Source organism: Pseudomonas sp. FW305-25 (genome assembly GCF_017351415.1).
GTDB lineage: Bacteria > Pseudomonadota > Gammaproteobacteria > Pseudomonadales > Pseudomonadaceae > Aquipseudomonas > Aquipseudomonas chlororaphis.
Genome location: NZ_JACNDE010000017.1, coordinates 1 through 20695 on the forward strand (window position 1 = coordinate 1; position 20695 = coordinate 20695).

General features: G+C 65.1%; 15 protein-coding genes. 9 read left to right on the plus strand and 6 right to left on the minus strand.

The window, feature by feature from the left end:
• Nucleotides 1-839 (minus strand): CAP domain-containing protein (locus J4E58_RS17185; RefSeq protein WP_207255318.1); only part of this gene is annotated, 839 nt, incomplete at its 3' end.
• A 225-nt stretch (nucleotides 840-1064) separates the two neighbouring features.
• On the opposite strand from J4E58_RS17185, the gene J4E58_RS17190 reads away from it, so the two are divergent.
• Nucleotides 1065-1676 carry a cell wall hydrolase gene (locus J4E58_RS17190; protein WP_087091708.1) on the plus strand — a complete coding sequence of 204 codons (612 nt, stop codon included), beginning with the start codon at nucleotides 1065-1067 and terminating at the stop codon, nucleotides 1674-1676.
• A 185-nt stretch (nucleotides 1677-1861) separates the two neighbouring features.
• On the plus strand, nucleotides 1862-2548 hold the full coding sequence (locus tag J4E58_RS17195; RefSeq protein WP_087091707.1) for a GNAT family N-acetyltransferase: 687 nt from the start codon (nucleotides 1862-1864) through the stop codon (nucleotides 2546-2548).
• 12 nt (nucleotides 2549-2560) lie between these two features.
• Here the strand turns inward: J4E58_RS17195 and J4E58_RS17200 are convergent, their stop codons facing one another.
• Together J4E58_RS17200 and J4E58_RS17205 are read right to left on the minus strand one after the other, a co-directional pair.
• Entirely contained in the window at nucleotides 2561-4780 is a 2220-nt protein-coding gene (locus J4E58_RS17200; protein WP_087091706.1) for a DNA/RNA non-specific endonuclease, read from the minus strand.
• 111 nt (nucleotides 4781-4891) lie between these two features.
• Nucleotides 4892-5752: a type 1 glutamine amidotransferase domain-containing protein gene (locus J4E58_RS17205; RefSeq protein ID WP_007922829.1), complete on the minus strand. Its 861-nt coding sequence runs from the start codon at nucleotides 5750-5752 to the stop codon at nucleotides 4892-4894.
• A 121-nt stretch (nucleotides 5753-5873) separates the two neighbouring features.
• Between J4E58_RS17205 and J4E58_RS17210 the strand changes: the two genes are divergently transcribed.
• From J4E58_RS17210 to J4E58_RS17225, 4 genes are all read left to right on the plus strand, one after another.
• Complete coding sequence (locus tag J4E58_RS17210; protein ID WP_087091705.1) at nucleotides 5874-6779, plus strand: LysR family transcriptional regulator; 906 nt, start codon at nucleotides 5874-5876, stop codon at nucleotides 6777-6779.
• 150 nt (nucleotides 6780-6929) lie between these two features.
• A complete protein-coding gene (locus tag J4E58_RS17215) occupies nucleotides 6930-9056 on the plus strand; it encodes a TonB-dependent siderophore receptor (RefSeq protein ID WP_087091704.1) in 2127 nt (708 codons plus the stop codon).
• Nucleotides 9057-9362: 306 nt separating this feature from the next.
• Complete coding sequence (locus J4E58_RS17220; protein ID WP_087091703.1) at nucleotides 9363-10637, plus strand: S-type pyocin domain-containing protein; 1275 nt, start codon at nucleotides 9363-9365, stop codon at nucleotides 10635-10637.
• A gap of 12 nt (nucleotides 10638-10649) precedes the next feature.
• Nucleotides 10650-10922 (plus strand): bacteriocin immunity protein, encoded by a 273-nt coding sequence (locus J4E58_RS17225; protein WP_087091702.1) that lies wholly within the window; start codon nucleotides 10650-10652, stop codon nucleotides 10920-10922.
• Between the two features lie 79 nt (nucleotides 10923-11001).
• On the opposite strand, the gene J4E58_RS17230 is transcribed toward J4E58_RS17225, so the two are convergent.
• From J4E58_RS17230 to J4E58_RS17240, 3 genes are read right to left on the minus strand one after another with little or no spacing between them, the layout of a single operon-like run.
• On the minus strand, nucleotides 11002-12279 hold the full coding sequence (locus J4E58_RS17230; RefSeq protein WP_087091701.1) for a cytochrome c: 1278 nt from the start codon (nucleotides 12277-12279) through the stop codon (nucleotides 11002-11004).
• Nucleotides 12276-14570, minus strand: coding sequence for a molybdopterin cofactor-binding domain-containing protein (locus tag J4E58_RS17235; RefSeq protein ID WP_087091700.1), 2295 nt, complete (start codon nucleotides 14568-14570; stop codon nucleotides 12276-12278). Before J4E58_RS17235 ends, J4E58_RS17230 begins: the two co-directional genes overlap by 4 nt.
• Complete coding sequence (locus J4E58_RS17240; protein ID WP_087091699.1) at nucleotides 14567-15040, minus strand: (2Fe-2S)-binding protein; 474 nt, start codon at nucleotides 15038-15040, stop codon at nucleotides 14567-14569. Before J4E58_RS17240 ends, J4E58_RS17235 begins: the two co-directional genes overlap by 4 nt.
• Before the next feature lie 355 nt (nucleotides 15041-15395).
• Here J4E58_RS17240 and J4E58_RS17245 point away from each other — a divergent pair, with 355 nt between their 5' ends.
• From J4E58_RS17245 to J4E58_RS17255, 3 genes are all read left to right on the plus strand, one after another.
• Nucleotides 15396-16808 (plus strand): TolC family outer membrane protein, encoded by a 1413-nt coding sequence (locus J4E58_RS17245; RefSeq protein WP_087091852.1) that lies wholly within the window; start codon nucleotides 15396-15398, stop codon nucleotides 16806-16808.
• A 132-nt stretch (nucleotides 16809-16940) separates the two neighbouring features.
• Complete coding sequence (locus J4E58_RS17250) at nucleotides 16941-19079, plus strand: type I secretion system permease/ATPase (protein WP_087091698.1); 2139 nt, start codon at nucleotides 16941-16943, stop codon at nucleotides 19077-19079.
• Nucleotides 19080-19171: 92 nt separating this feature from the next.
• Complete coding sequence (locus J4E58_RS17255; protein ID WP_087091697.1) at nucleotides 19172-20599, plus strand: HlyD family type I secretion periplasmic adaptor subunit; 1428 nt, start codon at nucleotides 19172-19174, stop codon at nucleotides 20597-20599.
• Nucleotides 20600-20695 lie beyond the last annotated feature (96 nt).

Here is a 20695-nt window from a genome sequence, read left to right on the forward strand (position 1 = left end):
TAGATGCCGGCATCGCTTTTCGGATCGACCGCATAGGACGCGCCCAGCTCGCGATACTGCGGGTTCATCAGGTTGGCGCAATGGCCCGGGCTGGCCAGCCAGCCATCGACCACCTTGCGCACGCTGTCCTGGCCGGCGGCGATGTTCTCGCCGATCTGTTGGCCGGTATAACCCGCCAGTTCGGCGCGGTCGCCGGGGGTGCGGCCGTCGCGATCCTTATGGTCGAAGAAGTTGTGATTGGCCATGTCCCGGGTATGGTCCTGGGCCGCGCTGGCCAGGGTGGCGCTCCAGGCCAGCGGGGTGGCGGCGGCGAAGATCTGGTTGCCGCACTGGCGCGGTTGCGCGCGGGCGCTGTTGAGGCTTTCCAGAAGCTTCTGGCCTTCCGCCTGCCAGTCGCCGAGGCGTGCGGTGAGCAGCGGCCGGGCGAGGACGATGCGCCATTCCTGGCCGGTGCGGCTGACACCGATATCGACGAACTGCGGGTCCAGCACCACCTGGCAGAAACTTTCCTGCACCGCCTTCATGGCCGCCTGGGCATTGCGCGGTCCGGACAGGCTGATGGCCTGCACATTGACCATCGGGTAGGCACTGCTGGCCAGGGCCTGTTGCAGATTGCCGATGCTATTGGCCGGCAGCACCAGGCGCGGGTCGGCGGCCAACGGCGGCAGTTCCTGGGACACCTGGCCGGCGCAGCGCTGGACCTGGCTACGGTAGCTGTTGATCGATGTCACCAGTTGCGTCTCGTCGCTCGCCACGGCAGCGGTGGCGAAGGCCATGCTCAGCGACAACAGGGCGGGCGCCAACAGGGTCAGCGGCAGAACGGAGGATAGGCAGCGCATGGAGATCTCCCTTGAGCGAATTGCGCCCATGATGCGCGATTTTGCCACGCTCGGCGCAAGGTCTTTTTGCCGAAAACCGGCGCCGTTATCCGTCCTTGCCGCTGCCGGCGCGGCGCCGGTTACGGGCGGACGGCGGCGAACTACACTCAAGTCCAGTCGCTACCAACCGGCAGGCTGGCGGCGGCTTTCCCGTGCCCGGATCGGGCTTTTGGCGAAGGTACGAGCATGCGCCCGACAGCGATTGCCGGCGGTTTTCTGATCCTCCTGTGCGGGGGGCTGGCAATGGCCGCGGGTGAAACAGCGGACCCCGAAGTGGCGCAGGACAAGGCCCAGGTCCTGGAACAGAAAGCCGCGGACCAGCAGCCGGCGCCACGCAGCGAAACCATTACCCCTCCCGAGGCCCAGGCGGTGGACCCGGTGGGCGCCGCGCCGCTGGACGACGCCATTACTTGTCTGGCGCGCTCCATCTACTGGGAAGCCAAGGGCGGGGCCGCCGCCGACATGGAAGCCGTGGCCAGCGTGGTGCTCAACCGGCTCGGCCATGAGGGGTTTCCCGATACGGTGTGCGCGGTGGTCAAGCAGGGCTCGGAGCAACGTGCCTGTCAGTTTTCCTGGTGGTGCGACGGGCGTGCGGATCAGGTGAAGGAAGATGAGCCCTACGTCGCGGCCAAGGAAATCGCGCGCAAGGCGCTCAACCAGCAACTTGCGGACCGCACCCACGGCGCCCTGTATTTCCATGACCGGCGCGTGCGGCCCGATTGGGCCAGGCAATACCGCAAGACCGCCGAGACCGGCAAGTTCCTGTTCTACAAGCCACGAGGCGACAGTGCCCGTTAGCCCGGTTTACCCAGGCCATCTGTAGGAGCGAGCTTGCTCGCGATAGCGTCCGTGCTGACACGCCGCATCGCGAGCAAGCTCGCTCCTACAGGAACTGCGTCAAATACGCGGGCGGAGTATCATGCCGGCCCGCCGCCGACGCCTGCTGTCCCAGGCGTGCCTCAACCTTTGGAGCCCACCGCGCAATGCCGATCATCAGCCACTTCCAGACCCCGTGCCCGGAAGCCGTCAACAGCCAGATCCTGCAAATGGTGGTCGACTACCTGACCGATATCAGCGCGGTAGCGATCCCGCCCAGCAACCTGCTGTACAACATCTACCAGTACGCCATCGGCTTTGAGGTGCATCTGTATCTGCAGGCCCTGGACGGCGCCCGGGGCATCGCCGTGGAGCTGCTGGTGGCCACTGACGAGGACGACCCGCAGCAGGTGTTGGGTTTTGTGCTGTACCTGCCGGTCAAGGACGATCCCGAGGCGTGCGGCGTGGCCTATATGGCGGTGCGCGCCAGCCATCGCCGGCAGGGGATCGCGCGGGCGCTGCTGGCACGGATGCGCGAGCGCTACCCCCATGCCGAACTGACCTGCGCGGCGGGCAAGGTGGCCTGGTTCGAAGCGCTGGGTTTCCAGGTGCTGGGCGTGCGTGGCCCGCAGGTGCTGATGAATACCCGCGATCACGCTACCGACGGTTTGATGGGCCTGCTGGACACGGCGCCGATCTATCGATCCCTGGAGGTGCGGCAGATCCATAGCTATCTGCTGCAAAAGCATGGCAAGCGGGCGATGCTCGATGCCGAAAAACAGCGTGACCGCCACCTCGACCAGATGACCCGCAACGCCCAGGCCCTGGTCCGCGAGCGCCTGGGGCAGGGCTGAGGCCGCTCGGTTTCACCTGTCAGGTTTCAGCCGCCAGACCCCTGGTACCGGGCGGTCAGGCTGCTTGTACTGGTCGGCGGCCATGATCGACGGCGTCAGGGAAATCCCCGTGAGCAGGCAGATGGCCGTGAGCGGCACCTTCTGCTTCTGGAAGGTGTTGGCCAGGTCCTGGACGGCTTCCTTGACGTTGAGGCCGAACTCCTTGATGACCTCGCTCTGATCGAACAGGAATCCGTAGGCCAGCAGTTCCGGGGTGCGCGATTCGTCCTTGGGCACTATGACGATTTTCCAGAAGCGGGTCGGGTAGCGCACCGGGCCCTTGCCGAAGTCCTGTTCCACGCAGGAGGTCTGGTCCAGTACCGGGCCGGCGAAGATGATCGCCTGGCCGCCGCCCGTTTCGATCTGCTCGGCCAGCTCGTTTTCGAAGTAACCCCAGACCCCTTTGCGATTGCGGTATTCGGCACCGTCGGGCGATTCCTGGTTGAACAGCTCGTGCTGCGGCGTGCAGTTGGTCCAGTGGTAGGTGTCGGCGTTGGCGTACTCGGTATCGAGCCCCGGCTGCCCCCAGCAGTTGTCTTCGCGGCGCACGATATGGCCACGATCGAAGTTGCCGGCCGGCCCGTAGATATCGCCGTTGGTGAGCTGGTAGCGGCTCGGCACCCGGCGGTCGAGGCGCCAGCTTTCGCCACCGTACTTCTTGCGCGCGCGGGTATCGCCACGGACCTCGGGCCGGTAGTCGACATTGCAGGCGGTCCACATCGGCATGCGGTAATCCTTGTTCATCACCAGCGAATAGTGGTGGTAGGGCAGGGCCAGCGGCGCCTTGTCATCCAGGCCGGCAAGCGGCACTGGCGGTACGTTGCGGGCCGAGGCGAGGTGTTCGCGGTAGTCGCCGACCCGGTAGAGCTGGGCCAGCCGCATGCCCTCGATAGCGGGCGGCGGGACGGGCACCCCAAGAAAATCCGGGTCGTAGCCTTTGCGGGCGGCGTAGTCGAGGTCGAAGGTCAGGGTCTTTTCCAGCGCCGCGGCTGCCGGAGCCGGCGCGGCAGGCACTGGCTCGGCAGGCGCCAGGTTGAGGATGGGCATGACGCTGGCCGGGCTGTCCGCGGCGTGGCTGACGATGTTGATGGTGGTGGGGCCGGAGATATGAAAGATGTTCTGCGACATATCGGGCGCTCCTGGGCGGTGTGGCGCCGCGGGCAGGGTTTCGTTGGTGCTGAGCACGGCTAGCGGGTCGGGGGTCAGCTCCATGAGCTGGGCCAGCAGCTCGGCCGGCCTGCCACTCAGTTGCAGGGCCTTGAGCGCGCCAATGATGCTGCTGACCCGGGTGCCCTCGTTGGCCACCCAGTCCACCGTGCTTTCCTCGTCCCCTTCGGGGTTCCAGATGCTGTGGTCGGTCTTGAGGATGTTGCCGGCTTCGTCGGTCCTGGGGATGCCGCAGTGGTGCAAGGCGATCAGCTCCCAGTTGTCGCTGAACACCGGGGAGCCGGAAGCGCCTTCGGCGGTGTCGGTTTCGTAATGCAGGAAGCCCTGGTCGAGGATGTCCAGCAGCCGGTTGTGGGTGGTGGCGTACTGGCGCGGGCCGCCATCGGGGTGCTGGATGATGTTCATCGGCCGGCCACGCAGGGTCTTGCCGGTGGCTTCGATCAGGCGGATGCAGCCGTAGTCCGACAACGCCTCGCCGCGTGAGCCCTGCGTGGAGATGGCCACCAGGCAGAAGTCCAGCGCCTCGTCGGCGAAGTAGAACTGGTCCGGCTGCAGGTTGAAGTAGGTGCCTTCGTTGATGCCGCGCTCCTGCCTTTCGTAGAGAAAGTTGGCGGCGCAATCCACGGCATCCACATACCGGGGGAATACATGCTGGTTGGTCAGCAACAGGCTGGGCGAGACCAGGAAACCGGTAGCGAAACCCTCGACCACCGTGCCCGGGCGTGGCGCATTGACCAACCGCGCCACCGGCCTTGCCGCCTGGCGGGCGGCCTCGCTGGGGGCGTAGAAGGTCGGGTCCCAGGTGCCGATCCGGCGTTCCAGCCCGGCCCGGGTCAACAGGGCACGGGCGTTCTCGCGGGCGATCCACTTGGCCAATTGCTGCGGTGAGTCGCCGGCGCCCGGGCCCAGTTCGCGGATGCGCGACTGCGATTCGCTGCGTGCTCCGGCCTGCTGGTTCCAGCGTTGCAGGGCTTTGGCCATGTTGCTTCGGCGGGCAGTGGCAACGGCATCTGGCGTCTTGCTCATGGGCAGCTCCTGGCGAGTACGGGATTCCTTTCAGGCTAGCCATTTGAGCGTAGACAACCAGCGCGCTGGCAGACGGCTGGCGGCATGCCGGCTCGTCGGATCCACCGGCCTTTACGCGCCTTTGCCGGCGCGCTCCTGCAAGCGTTCCAGCAACACCTTGGCCACGCCCTGGGCCGAGCCCGGGTTCTGCCCGGTCACCAGCTCGCGGTCGATCACCACGTTCTCGCTCCATGGCGAGCGGTTGCTGCGGTACAGGCCGCCGGCCTGTTCCAGGGCGGTTTGCGGGTAGAAGCGCATGGCGCCGCCGCCCAGCAGGCCCTTGGCCAATTCCTCTTCCTGGTTGCTGATCACCGTGAACCGGTAGCCGGCGTAGATCCAGCCTGGGGCGCTGGCCTTGCCGCCGCTGGCCAGTTGCCGGGTGAAGTCCTGCGCCTGGGGCAGGGTCGACAGCAGGGCGATCGGGCCGTGGCAGACCAGGGCGGTGGTTTTGTTGTTCTGATGGAAATTGCTCAGCAGCCGGCCCAGCTCGGGGCTGTGCAGCAGGTCCTGCATCGGCGCGTGGCCGCCGGGCACGTACAGCGCATCGAAATGCTCGTAGCCGATCTGCTCGACCCGGGCCAGGCTGATCACCGGCGATTCGCCGGGTGAGGTGATTTTCAACTGGTCGAGCAGCGCCTGGTGCGCCTGCAGCGCGGCGACATCGTTGTTGAAATACATCTTGTCGGTGGACGAGCGGTCCAGGGTCGGGGCCTTGCCCTGCGGGGTGGCGAAGGTCACCGAGTGGCCGGCGTCGAGCAGCTGTTTCACCGGCTGCATCAGTTCGTTGAGGTAGAAGCCGGTGGCAAACACCTTGCCGTCCTTGAGGTCGAGGTGGTCGGCGTCCGAGAGCACCACCAGGACGTTTGCGGCCTGGGCGTTGAAGGTGGCGGCGGTGATGCTCATGGCAAGAGCGAGGGTGCTGAGTGGGCGCATGGCGGTTTCCAAAGTGTGAGGTCAGGGAGCCGGCGGTGGCCGACGGGTGATTCACTGTATTCATGCCTTTGTGGGCGATAAACTCGCGCCACTGGAAATCACTTGTTCCCTGGAGATAAAGGTGAGCCGTCGATTCGATTATCTGGCTGACGTCGAGGTATTCGTCAGCGTGGTGGAAAAGGGCTCGTTGAGCGCCGGTGCGGTGGCCTTGGGCACCACGCCTTCAGTGGTCAGCCGGGCGATTTCCCGGCTGGAGGCGCGCCTGGGCGTGCAGTTGCTACGGCGTACCACCAGGCGCCTGAGCCTGACCGAAGCCGGCCTGTTGTACCTGGAACAGTCGCGGGCGGCGTTCGAGCTGATCGACGGCGCGGAGCGCAGCATCCAGGGCCAGGACGGCGAGCTGAATGGGCGGGTGCGCCTGAGCGTGCCGACCACCTACGGCCATTACCGGCTGCCGGCGCTGCTCGGGGGCTTTTCCCGGCACTACCCGCAGGTGCGCATCGAGCTGAGCATCAGCAACCGCAATGTCGACCTGGTGGCCGAGGGTTACGACCTGGCGATCCGCCTCGGGCCACTGCCCGACAGCGGCCTGGTCGGGCGCAAGCTGGAGGACGCGCCGCTGTGCCTGGTGGCGTCTCCCGACTACCTGCGCCGCGCCGGCACGCCACGGCGCCTGGAGGACCTGGCGGCCCATGCCTGCCTGCCGTTCATCATGCCCAGCAGCGGCCGGGTCGGTGCCTGGCTGCTGCGCGAGCAGGGGCGGGACCTGGAGTGGACGCCCCAGGCGAATATCCAGGTGGCCGACGATGTGCTGGGCATCGTGTCCCTGGCCGAACACGGCATGGGCATTTGCCAGACCTACGAATTCATCGTCCGCGAGCGGATCGCCAGCGGCCGCCTGGTGGAACTGCTGCCGCAGGCGGGCGGACGTTCGCGGTCTTTCTCGGTGATCTACCCGCCGCACCGCCAGCTGTCGGCGGCGGCGCGGGCCCTGATCGATCACCTGACCCAGGCCGTGGCGCAGTGACAGGCCGGCTGGCCATCAGTCCCGCCGTTGCTCGGGAGAAGGATTAAAAAAGCGCCAACTCCCGTGGGGTAGGGGATTTACTGAGAATCAGGCGCTGATTACAATGATAATCATTGCTATTCATGTCTTCCCCTCCCTTGAGTGCACACCTTGAAGTCATCCTGTCCGCGTGCCCGCCGTAAAACCCTGATCAAACGCCTGTTGCCGACACTGTCCTGTTGTCTGGTCGCCAGCCCGCTGTGGGCCCAGGAGGCGGTCGAACTGCCGACCACCGATATCCAGGCCGATCGCCTCAGCCAGGACACCGGCTACACCACCTCGCAAGCCAGCACCGCGAGCAAAAGCAATGTGCCGATCAAGGAGGAGGCGCAGTCGATCAACGTGGTGACCCAGCAGACCCTGGCCGACTATCAGGTGCGCTCGCTGAGCGACGCCATGAAGTTCGTCAGCGGCGTCAGCCAGGGCAACACCCTGGGCGGCTCCCGGGACTCGCTGGTCAAGCGCGGTTTCGGCACCAACGACGACGGCTCGATCCTGCGCGATGGCGTGCGTTCCAACCTGGGGCAGAACTTCAGCGCCACCACCGAGCGGGTCGAAGTGCTCAAGGGCCCGGCGTCGATGCTCTACGGCGCCCTGGAACCCGGCGGCCTGGTGAACATCATCAGCAAGCAGCCGCAGTATTCCCAGAGCACCACCCTCAGCGGCTCGGCCTACAGCGAAGGCGGCGGCAGCATGGCCCTGGACACTACCGGGCCGCTGGGCGATACCGGCCTGGCCTACCGCCTGATCGCCGAGCGCGGCCATGAGGACTACTGGCGCAACTACGGAGTCAACGAGCACACCCTGGTGGCGCCGTCGCTGACCTGGACCGGCGAGCGCGCCAGCCTGACCCTGAACTACGAATACAACGACTACTCCAGCCCCTTCGACCGCGGCACCGTGTTCACCAACGGGCACCCGGCGGACATCGACTACGACAAGCGCCTGGACGAACGCTGGGCGAAAAGCGTGGGCATTCGCGAAGTGGCCAGCGCGCGCTTCGAGTACCAGTTGAGCGACGCCTGGAAAACCCGCGTCACCTACGGCTGGAACAACGACCGCTACAGCCTGTCGATCGCCCAGCCCAACAGCCTGACCGGCAACACCCTGCGCCGGGCCGCCAACGGCGCCCACTACGACGACGAAACCCGCTACGCCAGCTGGGACTTCATCGGCCAGCAGGAGCTGTTCGGCCAGCGCCACGACCTGCTGGTGGGCGTCGACAGCGAGCACTCCGACCAGTACCGCGGCAAGACCTACCGCAACACCGTCCAGGGCGGTTTCAACATTACCGCGCCGGTCTACGGCAATCTGGCCGAGCCGAGCCTGGTCAGCGCCGCCCAGAGCAACCTGCGCAACCAGCTGACTTCGAGCTCGCTGTACTTCAAGGACAACTGGCATTTAAGTGAACAGTGGATCCTGGTCTTCGGTGGTCGCCAGCAGCATTACGACCAGTACAGCGACCAGGGCCTGGGCAAGAGCTACAAGGTCAACCGCGACAGCAACGGCGACACCTTCGTGCCATTCCTCGGCCTGGTGTTCAAGGCCACCGACAGCCTGTCGCTGTACGGCAACTACAGCCGTTCGTTCAAGCCCAACACCGATGTCGACGACGCCGGCAACACCTTCGATCCGGAAGAGGGCCGCAGCTACGAGGTGGGGGCCAAGTACGATCCGCTGCCGGGCCTGAACATCAACCTGGCGCTGTACGACATCGAGAAGAAGAACGTGGTGACCACCACCACGGTCAATGGCGTGAGCCTTTCGGAAGCCGCCGGCAAGGTCGGCTCCCAGGGCGTGGAGCTGGACGTCACCGGGCGCATCGCCGAGCGTTGGGACCTGATCGGCACCTACGCCTACAACCACAGCGAGATCCTCGACGACCCGAGCAATGAAGGCCACCGCCTGGCCAACGCGCCCAAGCACACCGCCAGCCTGTACCTCAGTCATCACCTGAACGTACCTGCGGAATTCGGTGCCTGGCATGCGGGCGGCGGCGCCCGTTATGTCGGCGAGCGCGCGGCCAACAACGCCAACGACTTCTGGCTCAGCAGCTACACCGTGGCCGATGCCTTCGTGCGTTGGGAATCGCCGCTGTTCGGCTACCAGACCAGTTTGCAGTTCAACGTCGACAACCTGTTCGACAAGCAGTACTACCCGTCGTCCACCGGCAGCCAGCTGCAGGTCAACGTCGGCGAGCCACGCACCGCACGCCTGAGCGCCAGCGTGACCTTCTGACAACCCCCGGACCGCTGCGCGTCGCCCTGCGGGGTGGCGCGTCGGCGGCACCCGTTTTGCCGCTGCCTTTATCCCCCCCAATCTCCCGACTTTGCCCCCCTCGCACTCCGACTCCCCGCGGCCTGCCATCACTGCTGCTGGTTCGCAGGCCCTGACCGGAATCCGGACTACAGGTCATTCAGACCGGTCAACGTCAATCTCAGAGTTCTCCAAGTTTCCAGGAACCACCCGATTCGCCAAGTTAGGAGGCCTCGCACAAGGCATAGCCGGTGCGAGGTTTTCTTGGGGGAATGGGGAGCAACATGGATGAGTGGCTACGTCGCCAATAGCCCGAAGGGCTATCGCAACAAGGGGATCGAACCGGTCGACCTGGGGGCCCAGCGCTGGGCGGAGTACAAGGATCTGCCGGCGAAAGCAGAAACCCAACCGCCGACAGCAGGATGCTCCTTTACCAAACCCTGCAAGCTGGCTGACGGGGTTATCAACTACGCCAGCTCCTTCATCCCCACTGAGGCCGTCAAGGAGTACGGCGAGTTTGCGTTGTTGGGTGGGCGTGAAACCGATGCGGTGGGAAACCTCAGTCTGAGGAAGATCAGCGGGAACATCCCGGCGGCATCAGGCAGCTTCATGCTCGGTGCAAATGCGCTGGCGTCTGCTGGAGTATCGTGCGGCGGTCTTTGCCGCTCTGCTGTTGGAGGCGGTGCTGTTACTTCTGGCGTGGTTGCGGGAAGCCTGCTCGGTGTTATCGCCATGCTCGCACCGTCGAGCCTGGGCGATAGCGCCCTGTATACGGAGGAACAGCTCAAGTCGCTCAATGCAGGCCGGACCCGGGTTCGATTGCATATCGAAGAGCAAGCCGATGGCACGCTCAAGGGGTATGGCTACAACACCGAGACACGCCGCGATTGGGAAATGATCCCCGTGGTTCGGTTTCAGATCCGGGACCAGCAGCAGGTGGCCGACCTCGGCGATGGGGTCACCCTGATCTGGACACCGGCGCTCGACCCTTCCGGCACCTCGGGTATCCCACCGTTAGAGGCTGCACCGCAAGCGCCCCCTATCTGGATTTATCCGCCCACCGAGCAGGCGGATACCATCATCGTCAATCCGCTCTATCCGCCGGAGTACCAGGACTTCATCCTGGTGTTCCCGCCAGGTTCAGGGGTACAGCCGCTCTACATTGTGATGAATGTCCGGAAGACTCCCGGAACCGCTTCCGGTGAGGGTGAGGACATACAGGGTGTTTGGTTGATCGGTGCGAATTCGGGGGTAGGGGTGCCGATTCCGAAAGAGGTTGGCGATGCCTTGAGAGGGCGTGATTTTAAGAGCTTTAATGCATTCAGAGCCGCTTTTTGGAAAGCGATTGCAGAGACGGCAATTGTTGAGCAGTTCGTCAAACAAAACATTAGTCGTGTGCGTAGCGGCAGAGCTCCTCGTGCAAGGGAGATAGACAGCGTTGGTGGGAGAATGTCGTATGAGTTACACCACCTCGAAAGAGTGTCCGAGGGTGGTGGCGTGTATGACATTGATAACTTAAGAGTCAACACACCACGAAATCACATTGATCTTCATAGGAAGTGAAAAAGGTTAGCAATGACAGACGATCTCATGAAAAACACGTTCTCTGATTACACAGAGTCCGAGTTCATCAAGCTTTTGGAGGAGCTTCGTAGAGCAGACGAGGAAGATGAAGCAGACGCTCGTGCGGACGTGCTTTTGTTGCACTTCAAGAAAGTCAGCCAGCACCCGGCAGGCTCCGACCTCATCTACTACCCCGAAGAGGGTGCAGATAACTCGCCCGAAGGTGTCACGCAAATTGTAAAAGCATGGCGTGCCGCGCATGGTTTGCCGGGCTTCAAGGCGTGATGTCTTATCTGGTTGAGCACCAAACAGAAACGATAAAAAAGCCCCGCTCATGCGGGGCTTTTTCATGGCCGGGAGCAGGTCAGCCCGGAGGCAGGCTGGCGCGTATGTGGCTGACGCGTTGTTTCAGCTCTTTCCAGGGCGCCTGGCCTGCCAGATCCTGGCGCAGGAAGCGCAGCAGGTCGGCGATCTGCTGGTCGTCGAGGCTGTGGCGGAACGCGGGCATGTAGCCCAGTTCCGGGTTGGCCGGCTGGGCGATGCCTTCGAGGATCACGCGGATCGCGTTGTCGGGGCTGTCGGCGTAGAGGTTGCTGTTGAGGGCCAGGGAAGGGCGCACGCCGGTCAGGGTCGGGCCTTTTTCCTGGGCGTGGCAGGCCATGCAGGCCCCCGAGAACAGGCGGGCGCCGGGGGAGCCCAGCGGCTCGGTGCGTTGCTCGGCCTGGTGGTTCAGGGTGGCGGCGCTGGCTTGCGGGGTGCTGGCCGGCTGCAAGCGGGACAGGTAATGGGCGATGGCCTGCAGGTCGGCGTCCGGCAGTTGCGCCAGGCCTTCGTGGATCACCGGCGCCATCGGGCCGGCGGCGACGCCATGGCGCGGGCTGTAGCCGTGGCGCAGGAAGTCCAGCAGGTCCTGTTCGGTCCAGGCCAGCGGGGCATTGCCGCCGACCAGGGCATGGGCGCTCCAGTCTTCGGCAACGCCGCCGCTCAGGTGGCGCCGGCCGCCGCGTTCGCCAAACAGCGGGTCGCGGGGCGAGTGGCAGGCGCTGCAATGCCCCAGGCCCTCGCTCAGGTAGGCGCCACGGTTCCACTGGGCGCTGCGCCCGGGGTCGTCGGCCATGGCGCCGGGCCTGAGGTAGAGCCAGTTCCAGGCGAGGATGCCCGGGCGGATATTGAAGGGGAAATGCAGGTCGGTCGGCGGTGGCTGGTGGTGGACCGGCGGCTGGCTCATCAGGTAGGCGTAGAGCGCCTTGAGGTCTTCGTCGCGGGTCTTGGTGAAGGCGGTGTAGGGGAGCGCCGGGTACAGGTAACGCCCGCTGCGGTCGATGCCGTGGCGCATGGCGCGCTCGAAGGCCGGATAGGACCAGCTGCCGATCCCCGTCTCGGGATCGGGGGTGATGTTGGTGCTGTATAGGGTGCCGAACGGGATGCGCATGGCCAGGCCGCCCGGTGCGGTATGGCAGACCGCGCAATCGCCCACGGCCGCCAGTTGCTCGCCCCGGGCGACTTGCTCATGGCTGAAGTACTGGGTGTCGTGATTGTCCAGCGGCGCGATGGCAGGCTGCCAGCTGAGAAAGGCGCCTGCGGTGGCAACCAGGCTCAAGGCGGTCAGGCTCCAGCCGGCGATGCTCTTGAATTTGCTCATGGGCGGGCCTCCTGGCCAGGGCGGTCAGTCTCGGGAGCTCGCTGCAAGGCTTGCAACACCCGCTCCGGGGTAAAGGGCACTTGCCGCAGGCGCACGCCGACCGCGTCGAAGATCGCGTTGGCTATGGCCGCCGCGCTGGGTACCGAGGCCGATTCGCCGGCGCCCATGGACGGTTCTTCCGGGCGGTCCAGCAGTTGCACATCGACCTCGGGCAATTCGTCGAAGCGCAGGATCGGATAGCCGCCCCATTCCAGGGAGGTGCTGCCGGAGCGGTCGAAGCTGACGTATTCCTTGAGCACCCGGCTGCACGACTGGACGATATTGCCGTGCACCTGGTGACGCACGCCGGCCGGGTTGACCATGCGCCCGCAGTCGTGGCTGACGAAGATCTTGTCCAGGCGAATCTGCCCGGTGCGCCGGTTGACGCTCAGGTCGCAGACCCACGCGGCCCAGGCGGCGCCGAAGCCGGGGAACTTGCTGTGGAAATACCGGGCATAGGCAAAACCCCGGCCCTTGACCCATTCCTGCGAGGCCGGCGCGGGGTGGCGGTGGGCGCTGCCGTCCTGCCAGCCGGCCTGTTTTTTCAGCGCCTCGATCAGTGCCAGGGCGCGCGGGTCGTCCAGGTAGCGCAGGCGGAAGGCGATTGGGTCCTGCTGGGCGATATAGGCCAGTTCGTCGATCCAGGATTCATGAGCGAAGACATTGGGCAGCGCGGAGACCCCGCGCATCCACGAGGCGCGAACGATCGGCGCGGCGTCCTGGCAGACGATGCGCATCTGTGGGAAGCGGTATTGCGGGATCGCCGTGCGGTCGCCCATCTGCTGGATGTCGGGGCGGTTGGCGACGGTGCCGGTGAGCAACAGCGCCAGGGTGCGGGCGTTGTTCGAGGGGTAGCAGGTCTTCAACTCGTAGGCGGCCACTTCGCGTTTGCCGTCCAGGCCACCGCGGACCTGCATCAGTTGCGCGGTGCCCTTGGGTTCCCAGCCGGCTTCCTGTTCGCGCATCAGTTGCACCCGCACCGGGCGCCCGACCGCCTGGGAGAGCAGGGCGGCGTCGGCGGCCACGTCGTCGGCGCAGTTGCGTCCGTAACAACCGGAGGCCTCCATGCGGTTGACCTGCACCTGTTGCGGCGCGCGCCCCAGCAGCAGGGCGATGTCCTTGCGCAGGTCATGGGGGTTCTGGCTGCCGGTCCAGACCTCGGCGCGCTCGGCGTCGATCATCGCCACCGCGCAGGACGGGCCGATGGAGGCATGCAGGTGGTAGGGCCAGACATAGTCGACATTGAGCGGGCTGTTGAGCGTGCCCAGGCTGCTGTCGATGCCGGGATCGTCACGCAGCACGCGGTCCTGCTTGGGGTGGGCCTGGAGCGTTTCACGCAGGATGTCCGGCCGCAGGTCGGGCAGCGCGTCCCAGGGTTTCCACTGGACCTTGAGCTGGCGCATGGCGTCGATGGCCTGCTCCTCGCGCTCGGTGACGATGCCGACAAAGTCACCGATCACCACCAGTTTGACGATGCCCGGCAAGTGCGCGATGGACGCTGCGTCCACCGCGATCAGTGCGTGGCCCAATGGCGCGCTGGCGTCGGCGCCGGGGTAGGGCGGGCGTACCACGCGGCCGTGGAGCATGCCGTCCAGGCGCAGGTCGTGGACATAGGTCAGCTGGCCGGTGACCTTGGCCGGGATGTCCACGCGCGGGGTGGACTGGCCGACATAGCGACCGGCGCCGACCGCCTTGAGTTCGACGCGTGGGTCCAGGGGCAGGTGCAGGTCTTGCCCGCGGGCCAGTTCGGCGTAGCCCAGGCGTCGTTCGGGGCGCGCGCTGGCGTAGATCTGTCCGTGCTCGACCCGCAACTCGGCAATCGGCTGGTCGAGGATTTCCGCTGCGCCTTCCAGCAGCCACTGGCGCAACTGGGCGGCGGCCTGGCGCAGGGGCAGGGCGCTGACCTGGAGGGTCGCGCTGGCGATGGTCGGGCCCTGGTCCGGGGTCCTGGCGGTGTCGCCGAGAATCATCCGCACCTGTTCGAAATCGACATCCAGTTCGTCGGCGACGATCTGCGCCAGCGCGGTGCGTACCCCGGTGCCGAGGTCGACATGACCGCAGAACGCGGTCACATGGCCGTCGGCGTCCAGGGCGATAAAGCTGTCGACGTGGTCCGGCGTCGGGTCCGCTGGCAATGCGCTCGAGTTAAGAATCTCGGCCGTGGCCAGCAGGGGTTTGGGCAGCAGGGTGCTGATCATGATCAGGCCGCCGGCCTGGAGCAGGCGGCGACGGGTCAACGGCAGGTCGTTCATGGCCGCCCCCGCTCTGCCAGCAGTTGGCGGGCTCGTGCCGCGGCTTGCAGGATCTCGAAGTGCGCGCCGCAGCGGCAGAGGTTGTAGGCCAGCTCGTTCTTGATTCGTTGCTCGTCGGCCTCGGGTTCGCGCTCGAACAGCGCCACCAGGGTCATGATCATGCCGTTGCTGCAATAGCCGCATTGCGCGGCCTGTTCATCGATAAACGCCTGTTGCACCGGGTGCGGGCGCTCTTCCTGCACCAGGCCTTCCAGGGTGGTGACGTGCTTGCCTTGCACGCTGGACAGCGGCAGGGTGCAGGAGCGGGCGGCGACACCGTCCACCAGCACCGTGCAGGCGCCGCATTGGCCCAGGCCGCAGCCGTACTTGGGGCCATTGAGGCCGAAGTCGTTGCGCAGGGCATACAGCAATGGGGTGTTTGGCGGCAGCTGATCCAGTAAAAGGCGGCGGCCGTTGAGGGTAAAAGTCATGGCAGCTGGGGTCCTGTGGGTGAGTGGCGTGGCGCGTTGAGAACGCGGCAGCGGTCAGGGCAGGTGTGAGCCGGCAACGTGTCCCGATCAGAGACTGGACAACCAGGTTGCGCTCAGGTGCTGGGCAGATTTGCGGGGGCGAAGCATGCGGGGTTTGAGCTGGTCGATAAATAAGACGATTCTGGTTTTTTGTAGGCCAAAGCCAGGGGGGATTCGGTTTTATCTGATCCGATACCTTAGAAAAATGATGGCTAGTAGCCATAATTGTCGCTTGTGACAGCCTTGGTCACGGCGTAGGATGCGCGCCCTGATCAGCCTGGCTGAACCGTTTTACCCGAATGCGACATGGATTGTTATGACTCACTCCCCCCGTTTTTTCTCGCCGTTGCTCATCCTGGCACTGGCGACGATGCCGGCTTTCGCCGATCCCGGTGCCCAGCGTGCCGAGCTGCTGCAGGTTTACCGCCAGGCCGTCGAGCATGACGCCCAGCTGTCCGCGGCGCGCCACGAGTACCAGGCCCAGCGCGAAAGCGTCCCCCAGGCCCGGGCCGGTTTGCTCCCCACACTCAATGCCGGCAGCACCGTGGAGTCGGTGCGCCTGGAGCGGGATGAGCCCGGTTTGACCCGCACGCGCAGCACCAGGGTATTCCAGGCCAATCTCAACCAGCCGCTGTTTCGTGCCGATCGCTGGTTTCAACTGGAAGCCGCCCATGCCAGCACCGCCCAGGCCGAGCTTGAATTGAGCGCGAAGGAGCAGGGGCTGGTGCTGACCACGGCCCAGGCCTATTTCGAAACCTTGCGCGCCCTGGACCTGCTCGCCGCCTCCAAGGCCGAGGAAGCGGCGCTCAAGCGCCAGCAGCAACAGGCCCAGGCCCGCCTGGAAAACGGTGCATCGAGCATCACCGATGTGCTCGACGCCCAGGCCGCCCATGACAACGCCGGGGCCAATCGCAAACTCGCCGAGCGCAAGGTCGACGATGCCTTCGAGGCCTTGTCCCGCCTGACCCGCCAGGACTATTCGACGATCGAGGGCATTCAGCATCAGCTGCCGGTGGAACTGCCGGTGCCCAACGATGCCAACGAATGGGTCAGCCGCGCGGTGCGCCAGAACCTGGCGTTGCAGGCCAGCAGCTATGCGGTGCTGGCCGCCGAACAGACCAACCGCCAGCGCAAGGCCGGTTATGCGCCGACCGTCGATGCGGTGGCGTCCTGGCGCAAAGGTGAAAACGACAGCTTCGGCTACAGCAACCCCACCGATTTCGGACGCGATGGCTATCGGGGCAATGTCACGCAAAGCAGCATCGGCCTGGAGCTGAATATTCCGTTGTACTCCGGCGGCATGACCCGCTCGCAGGTACGCGAGGCGACCGAGCGGCTGGCCCAGAGTGAAGACGAGCGCGAGGACCGTCGCCGTGAAGTGGTGCAGAACACGCGCAATTTCTACCGCGCGGTGAATTCCGATATCGAGCAGGTCATTGCCCGGCGGCAGACGATTCGTTCCGGCCAGGCCTCGGTCAAGGCCAACCAGGTAGGGCGGGACCTGGGCTCGCGTAACACCGCGGATGTGCTCAATGCCCAGCGTCAGCTGTACAACGCGGTACGGGAGTACAACAACGCGCGCTACGACTACATCATCGACACCCTCAAGCTCAAGCAGGCGGCGGGAACCCTGAGCCCGAAGGACCTGAGCGACCTGGCGATGTACCTGACGAAAGACTACGACGCCGATCGGGATTTCCTGCCACCGCAGGAGCGCAAGGCGCTCTGACGGGCGACTCATACAGCTGAGTGAAATAAATCTCAATCAATGATGTCGTATTGATACTAATTGTTTCTTGTTTGATATAACATCTTGAAATATTAGGACTTTACGGCCGCAACGCGGCATGCATGGAAGCTTATGAGCGAACAAGGAAGGGGCGCCGAGTCGCCCACGCCAGACACTGGCCTGGTCTGTCTGGTGATGCTGGCCCGGTTTCATTCGGTGGCGGCGTCCGCCGAGCAACTGGCCCACGAATTCGCTCCAGAGAACCAGCCGTTCACCCAGCGCGAACTGCTGCTCGCCGCCCGCAAGCTGGGGCTCAGGGCCAAGTCGGTCAGCACTTCCATCGCGCGCCTGGAGCGCACGCCATTGCCGGCGATCGCGGCCGATGGCGACGGCACATTCTTCATCATCGCCAAGCTGGATCAGGGCCAGGCGCTGATCCAGGACCCGCGTGCGGATCGGCCTGAGGTGATCTCCTTCGAAACCCTGGCCGCGCGCTGGACCGGCAAGCTGGTGCTGCTGCGCTCCGAAGCCGGGTTGCCGGGGGAAACCTCGCGGTTCGACTTCACCTGGTTCATTCCCGCCATCGTCAAATACCGCAAGTTGCTGGGCGAAGTGCTGCTGGTGTCCTTTGCCCTGCAGCTGTTTGCCCTGGTGACGCCATTGTTTTTCCAGGTGGTGATGGACAAGGTGCTGGTGCACCACGGGCTGACCACCCTGGATGTCATCGCCGCCGGGTTGCTCGGCATCATGCTGTTCGAGTCGGCCTTGAGCGGTTTGCGCAGCTACGTGTTCGCCCATACCGCCAGCCGTATCGATGTGGAGCTGGGCTCGCGCCTGTTCCGCCATCTGATCAACCTGCCGCTGGCGTATTTCCAGGCGCGCCGGGTCGGCGATTCGGTGGCCAGGGTGCGTGAGCTGGAGAACATCCGCAGCTTCCTGACCGGCAACGCCATTACCTTGTTGCTGGACGTGCTGTTCTCGCTGGTGTTCATCCTGGTGATGTTCTACTACAGCGGCTGGCTGACCCTGGTGGTGCTGTTGTCGCTGCCGCTGTACGTGCTGGTCTCGCTGTTTGTCACCCCGCTGCTGCGCGCCCGCCTGCAGGACAGTTTCACCCGCGGCGCGGAGAACCAGGCGTTCCTGGTGGAGACGGTGAACGGCATCGACACGGTGAAATCCATGGCCGTCGAGCCCCAGGCGATTCGCAAGTGGGACAACCAGATGGCGGCTTATGTCGCGGCCGGGTTCAAGACCCAGACCTTGTCCACCATCGCCAACGAGAGCGTGTCGCTGATCGGCAAGCTGGTCACGGTGGCGACCCTCTGGCTGGGCGCGCGGCTGGTGATCGACGGACAGCTTTCGGTGGGCGAACTGATCGCCTTCAACATGCTGGCCGGCCGGGTCAGCGGCCCGATCATGCGCCTGGCGCAGTTGTGGACCAGCTTCCAGCAGACCGGCGTTTCCGTGCAGCGCCTGGGCGATATCCTCAACACCCGTACCGAGCTTTCCCAGGCCACCCGCAGCGCCTTGCCGCCGCTCAGGGGGCAGATCGAGTTCGACCAGGTGCATTTCCGTTATCGCGCCGACGGCTCGGAGATCCTGCGTGGGATCAACCTGCAGATCGCCGCCGGCGAGGTGATTGGCGTGGTGGGGCGTTCCGGCTCGGGCAAAAGCACGCTGACCCGCCTGCTCCAGCGCTTGTACGTGCCCGAGCGTGGGCGGGTGCTGGTGGATGGCATGGACCTGGCGCTGGCGGACGTGTCCTCGCTGCGCCGGCAGATCGGCGTGGTGTTGCAGGACAACATGCTGTTCAACCGCAGCATCCGCGAAAACATCGCCCTGAGCGATCCGGGCGCGCCGCTGGAAACGGTAATGCATGCCGCCAGCATGGCCGGGGCCCACGAATTCATCCTGGAGTTGCCCGAAGGCTACGACACCATGGTCGGGGAACATGGCACCTCGCTGTCCGGCGGCCAGCGGCAACGCATCGCCATCGCCCGGGCCTTGATCGGCAACCCACGGATCCTGATTTTCGACGAGGCCACCAGCGCGCTGGACTACGAGTCCGAACGGATCATCCAGCAGAACATGCAAAGCATCTGCGCCGGGCGCACGGTGATCATCATCGCTCACCGGTTGTCGGCGGTACGCGACGCCAATCGCATCCTGGTGGTCGACCGCGGGCAGATCGTCGAGCAGGGCAACCATGCCGAACTGCTGGCGCACCAGGCCGGCCACTATTCGCGCCTGCACCGCATGCAGCAGGGCTGAACACCGCCCGATTCACAGGTTATTTGTTCGGCCAACGCCCTCGCCGCAGGGGGCGGGGCTGGATGCCATCCGGATTCAAGGACCGATTGCCCATGAGCGCCACTCCTTCGTTATTGCAGCGCTACCGCGACGCCTGGCAGCACGCCTGGCGCCAGCGCAAAAGCATGGACAGCGTGCAGCGCCTGCCCCATGAGGCGCAGTTTTTGCCCGCCGCCCTGGAGTTGCAGGACACCCCCGTGCACCCGGCGCCGCGGATCTTTATCTGGAGCATCCTCGGCTTTGCCGTGCTGGCCTTGCTGTGGGCCTTTATCGGCAAGATCGAAGTGGTGGCGGTGGCGCCGGGCAAGATCGTGCCCAATGGCAAGACCAAGCTGATTCAGTCCAGCGAAACGGCGGTGGTCAGGGCGATCCATGTCAGTGACGGCCAGGCGGTGAAAGTCGGCGAGCTGCTGGTGGAGCTCGACCCGACGGCGGCGGATGCCGACGTCAGGCGGATCCAGAGCGAGTTGTTGGCGGCCCGCGTCGACAGCGCCCGTGGCGCGGCCATGCTCGATGCGATCAACCAGCAACAGCCGCCGGCCTCGCTGCTCGGCCCGCTTGCCAACGCCGGCGCCAACGCCAACCCGGAGCAGGTGCAGAGCGCCCAGCGCTGGTTGCAGGGGCAGTACCAGGAGTACCGCAGCAACCTGGAACTGGTGGACGCGGAAATCCTCCAGCGCAGCGCCGAAATCCAGTCGGCCCAGGCCCAGGTGGCCAGCCTGCGGCAAACGGTGCCGATCGCCACGCAATTGGCCGAGGACTACCGGCGGCTGCTGGAGCAACAGTACGTGGCGCGCCATGAGTACCTGGAAAAGGAGCAGGCGCGTCTCGACCTGCTGCGCCAGCTGAGCGTGCAGCAGGCCAGTGTCTTGCAGTCCAGCGCCGCCCAGGCTGAAGCGCGGCGCCGGCGCGAAGGCGTGGTGGCGCAGAACCGCCGGGCCATGCTCGACCTGCAACAGGAAGCCAATCAGAAAGCCGCGAGCCTGGTCCAGGAACTGGCCAAGGCCCGTTACCAGGAAACCCTGACCAGCCTCAAGGCCCCGGTGGACGGCACCGTGCAACAACTGGCGATCCACACCGTCGGCGGCGTGGTCACCCCGGCCCAGCCGCTGATGGTCATAGTACCAGCGGACCAGCCGGTCGAGGTCGAAGCGATGCTGGAAAACAAAGACGTGGGCTTCGTCCGCGCCGGCCAGCCGGTCACGGTGAAAGTGGAAACCTTCACCTTCACCAAGTACGGCACCGTCGACGGCGAAGTACTGAATGTCTCGAACGACGCCATCGAAGATGAGAAGCGCGGGCCGATCTACAGCAGCCGCATTCGCCTGAAGTCCGACCACCTGATGGTCAATGGCCAGCGCGTGGCGCTGTCGCCGGGCATGTCGATCACCGCGGAAGTGAAGACCGACCAGCGCCGGGTGATCGACTACTTCCTGAGCCCCTTGCAACAGCATGTGGATGAGAGTCTGCGCGAGCGCTAGGACGGTTGAAGTGAAGTTCCCGGCGTATCGCCAGGCATCAATGATTTTTTCAGTGTGTGGGGAATAACCGGTATGGCCAGATCCGTAAGCCGAGGT

What these genes read in the sequence shown, in the direction of transcription:
- J4E58_RS17240 (WP_087091699.1), bottom strand. Translation starts at nt 15,040, where the DNA reads ATGACTTTTACCCTCAACGGCCGCCGCCTTTTACTGGATCAGCTGCCG.
- J4E58_RS17250 (WP_087091698.1), top strand. Translation starts at nt 16,941, where the DNA reads ATGAGCGAACAAGGAAGGGGCGCCGAGTCGCCCACGCCAGACACTGGC.
- J4E58_RS17200 (WP_087091706.1), bottom strand. Translation starts at nt 4,780, where the DNA reads ATGAGCAAGACGCCAGATGCCGTTGCCACTGCCCGCCGAAGCAACATG.
- J4E58_RS17195 (WP_087091707.1), top strand. Translation starts at nt 1,862, where the DNA reads ATGCCGATCATCAGCCACTTCCAGACCCCGTGCCCGGAAGCCGTCAAC.
- J4E58_RS17190 (WP_087091708.1), top strand. Translation starts at nt 1,065, where the DNA reads ATGCGCCCGACAGCGATTGCCGGCGGTTTTCTGATCCTCCTGTGCGGG.
- J4E58_RS17220 (WP_087091703.1), top strand. Translation starts at nt 9,363, where the DNA reads ATGAGTGGCTACGTCGCCAATAGCCCGAAGGGCTATCGCAACAAGGGG.
- J4E58_RS17235 (WP_087091700.1), bottom strand. Translation starts at nt 14,570, where the DNA reads ATGAACGACCTGCCGTTGACCCGTCGCCGCCTGCTCCAGGCCGGCGGC.
- J4E58_RS17230 (WP_087091701.1), bottom strand. Translation starts at nt 12,279, where the DNA reads ATGAGCAAATTCAAGAGCATCGCCGGCTGGAGCCTGACCGCCTTGAGC.
- J4E58_RS17245 (WP_087091852.1), top strand. Translation starts at nt 15,396, where the DNA reads ATGACTCACTCCCCCCGTTTTTTCTCGCCGTTGCTCATCCTGGCACTG.
- J4E58_RS17205 (WP_007922829.1), bottom strand. Translation starts at nt 5,752, where the DNA reads ATGCGCCCACTCAGCACCCTCGCTCTTGCCATGAGCATCACCGCCGCC.
- J4E58_RS17255 (WP_087091697.1), top strand. Translation starts at nt 19,172, where the DNA reads ATGAGCGCCACTCCTTCGTTATTGCAGCGCTACCGCGACGCCTGGCAG.
- J4E58_RS17225 (WP_087091702.1), top strand. Translation starts at nt 10,650, where the DNA reads ATGACAGACGATCTCATGAAAAACACGTTCTCTGATTACACAGAGTCC.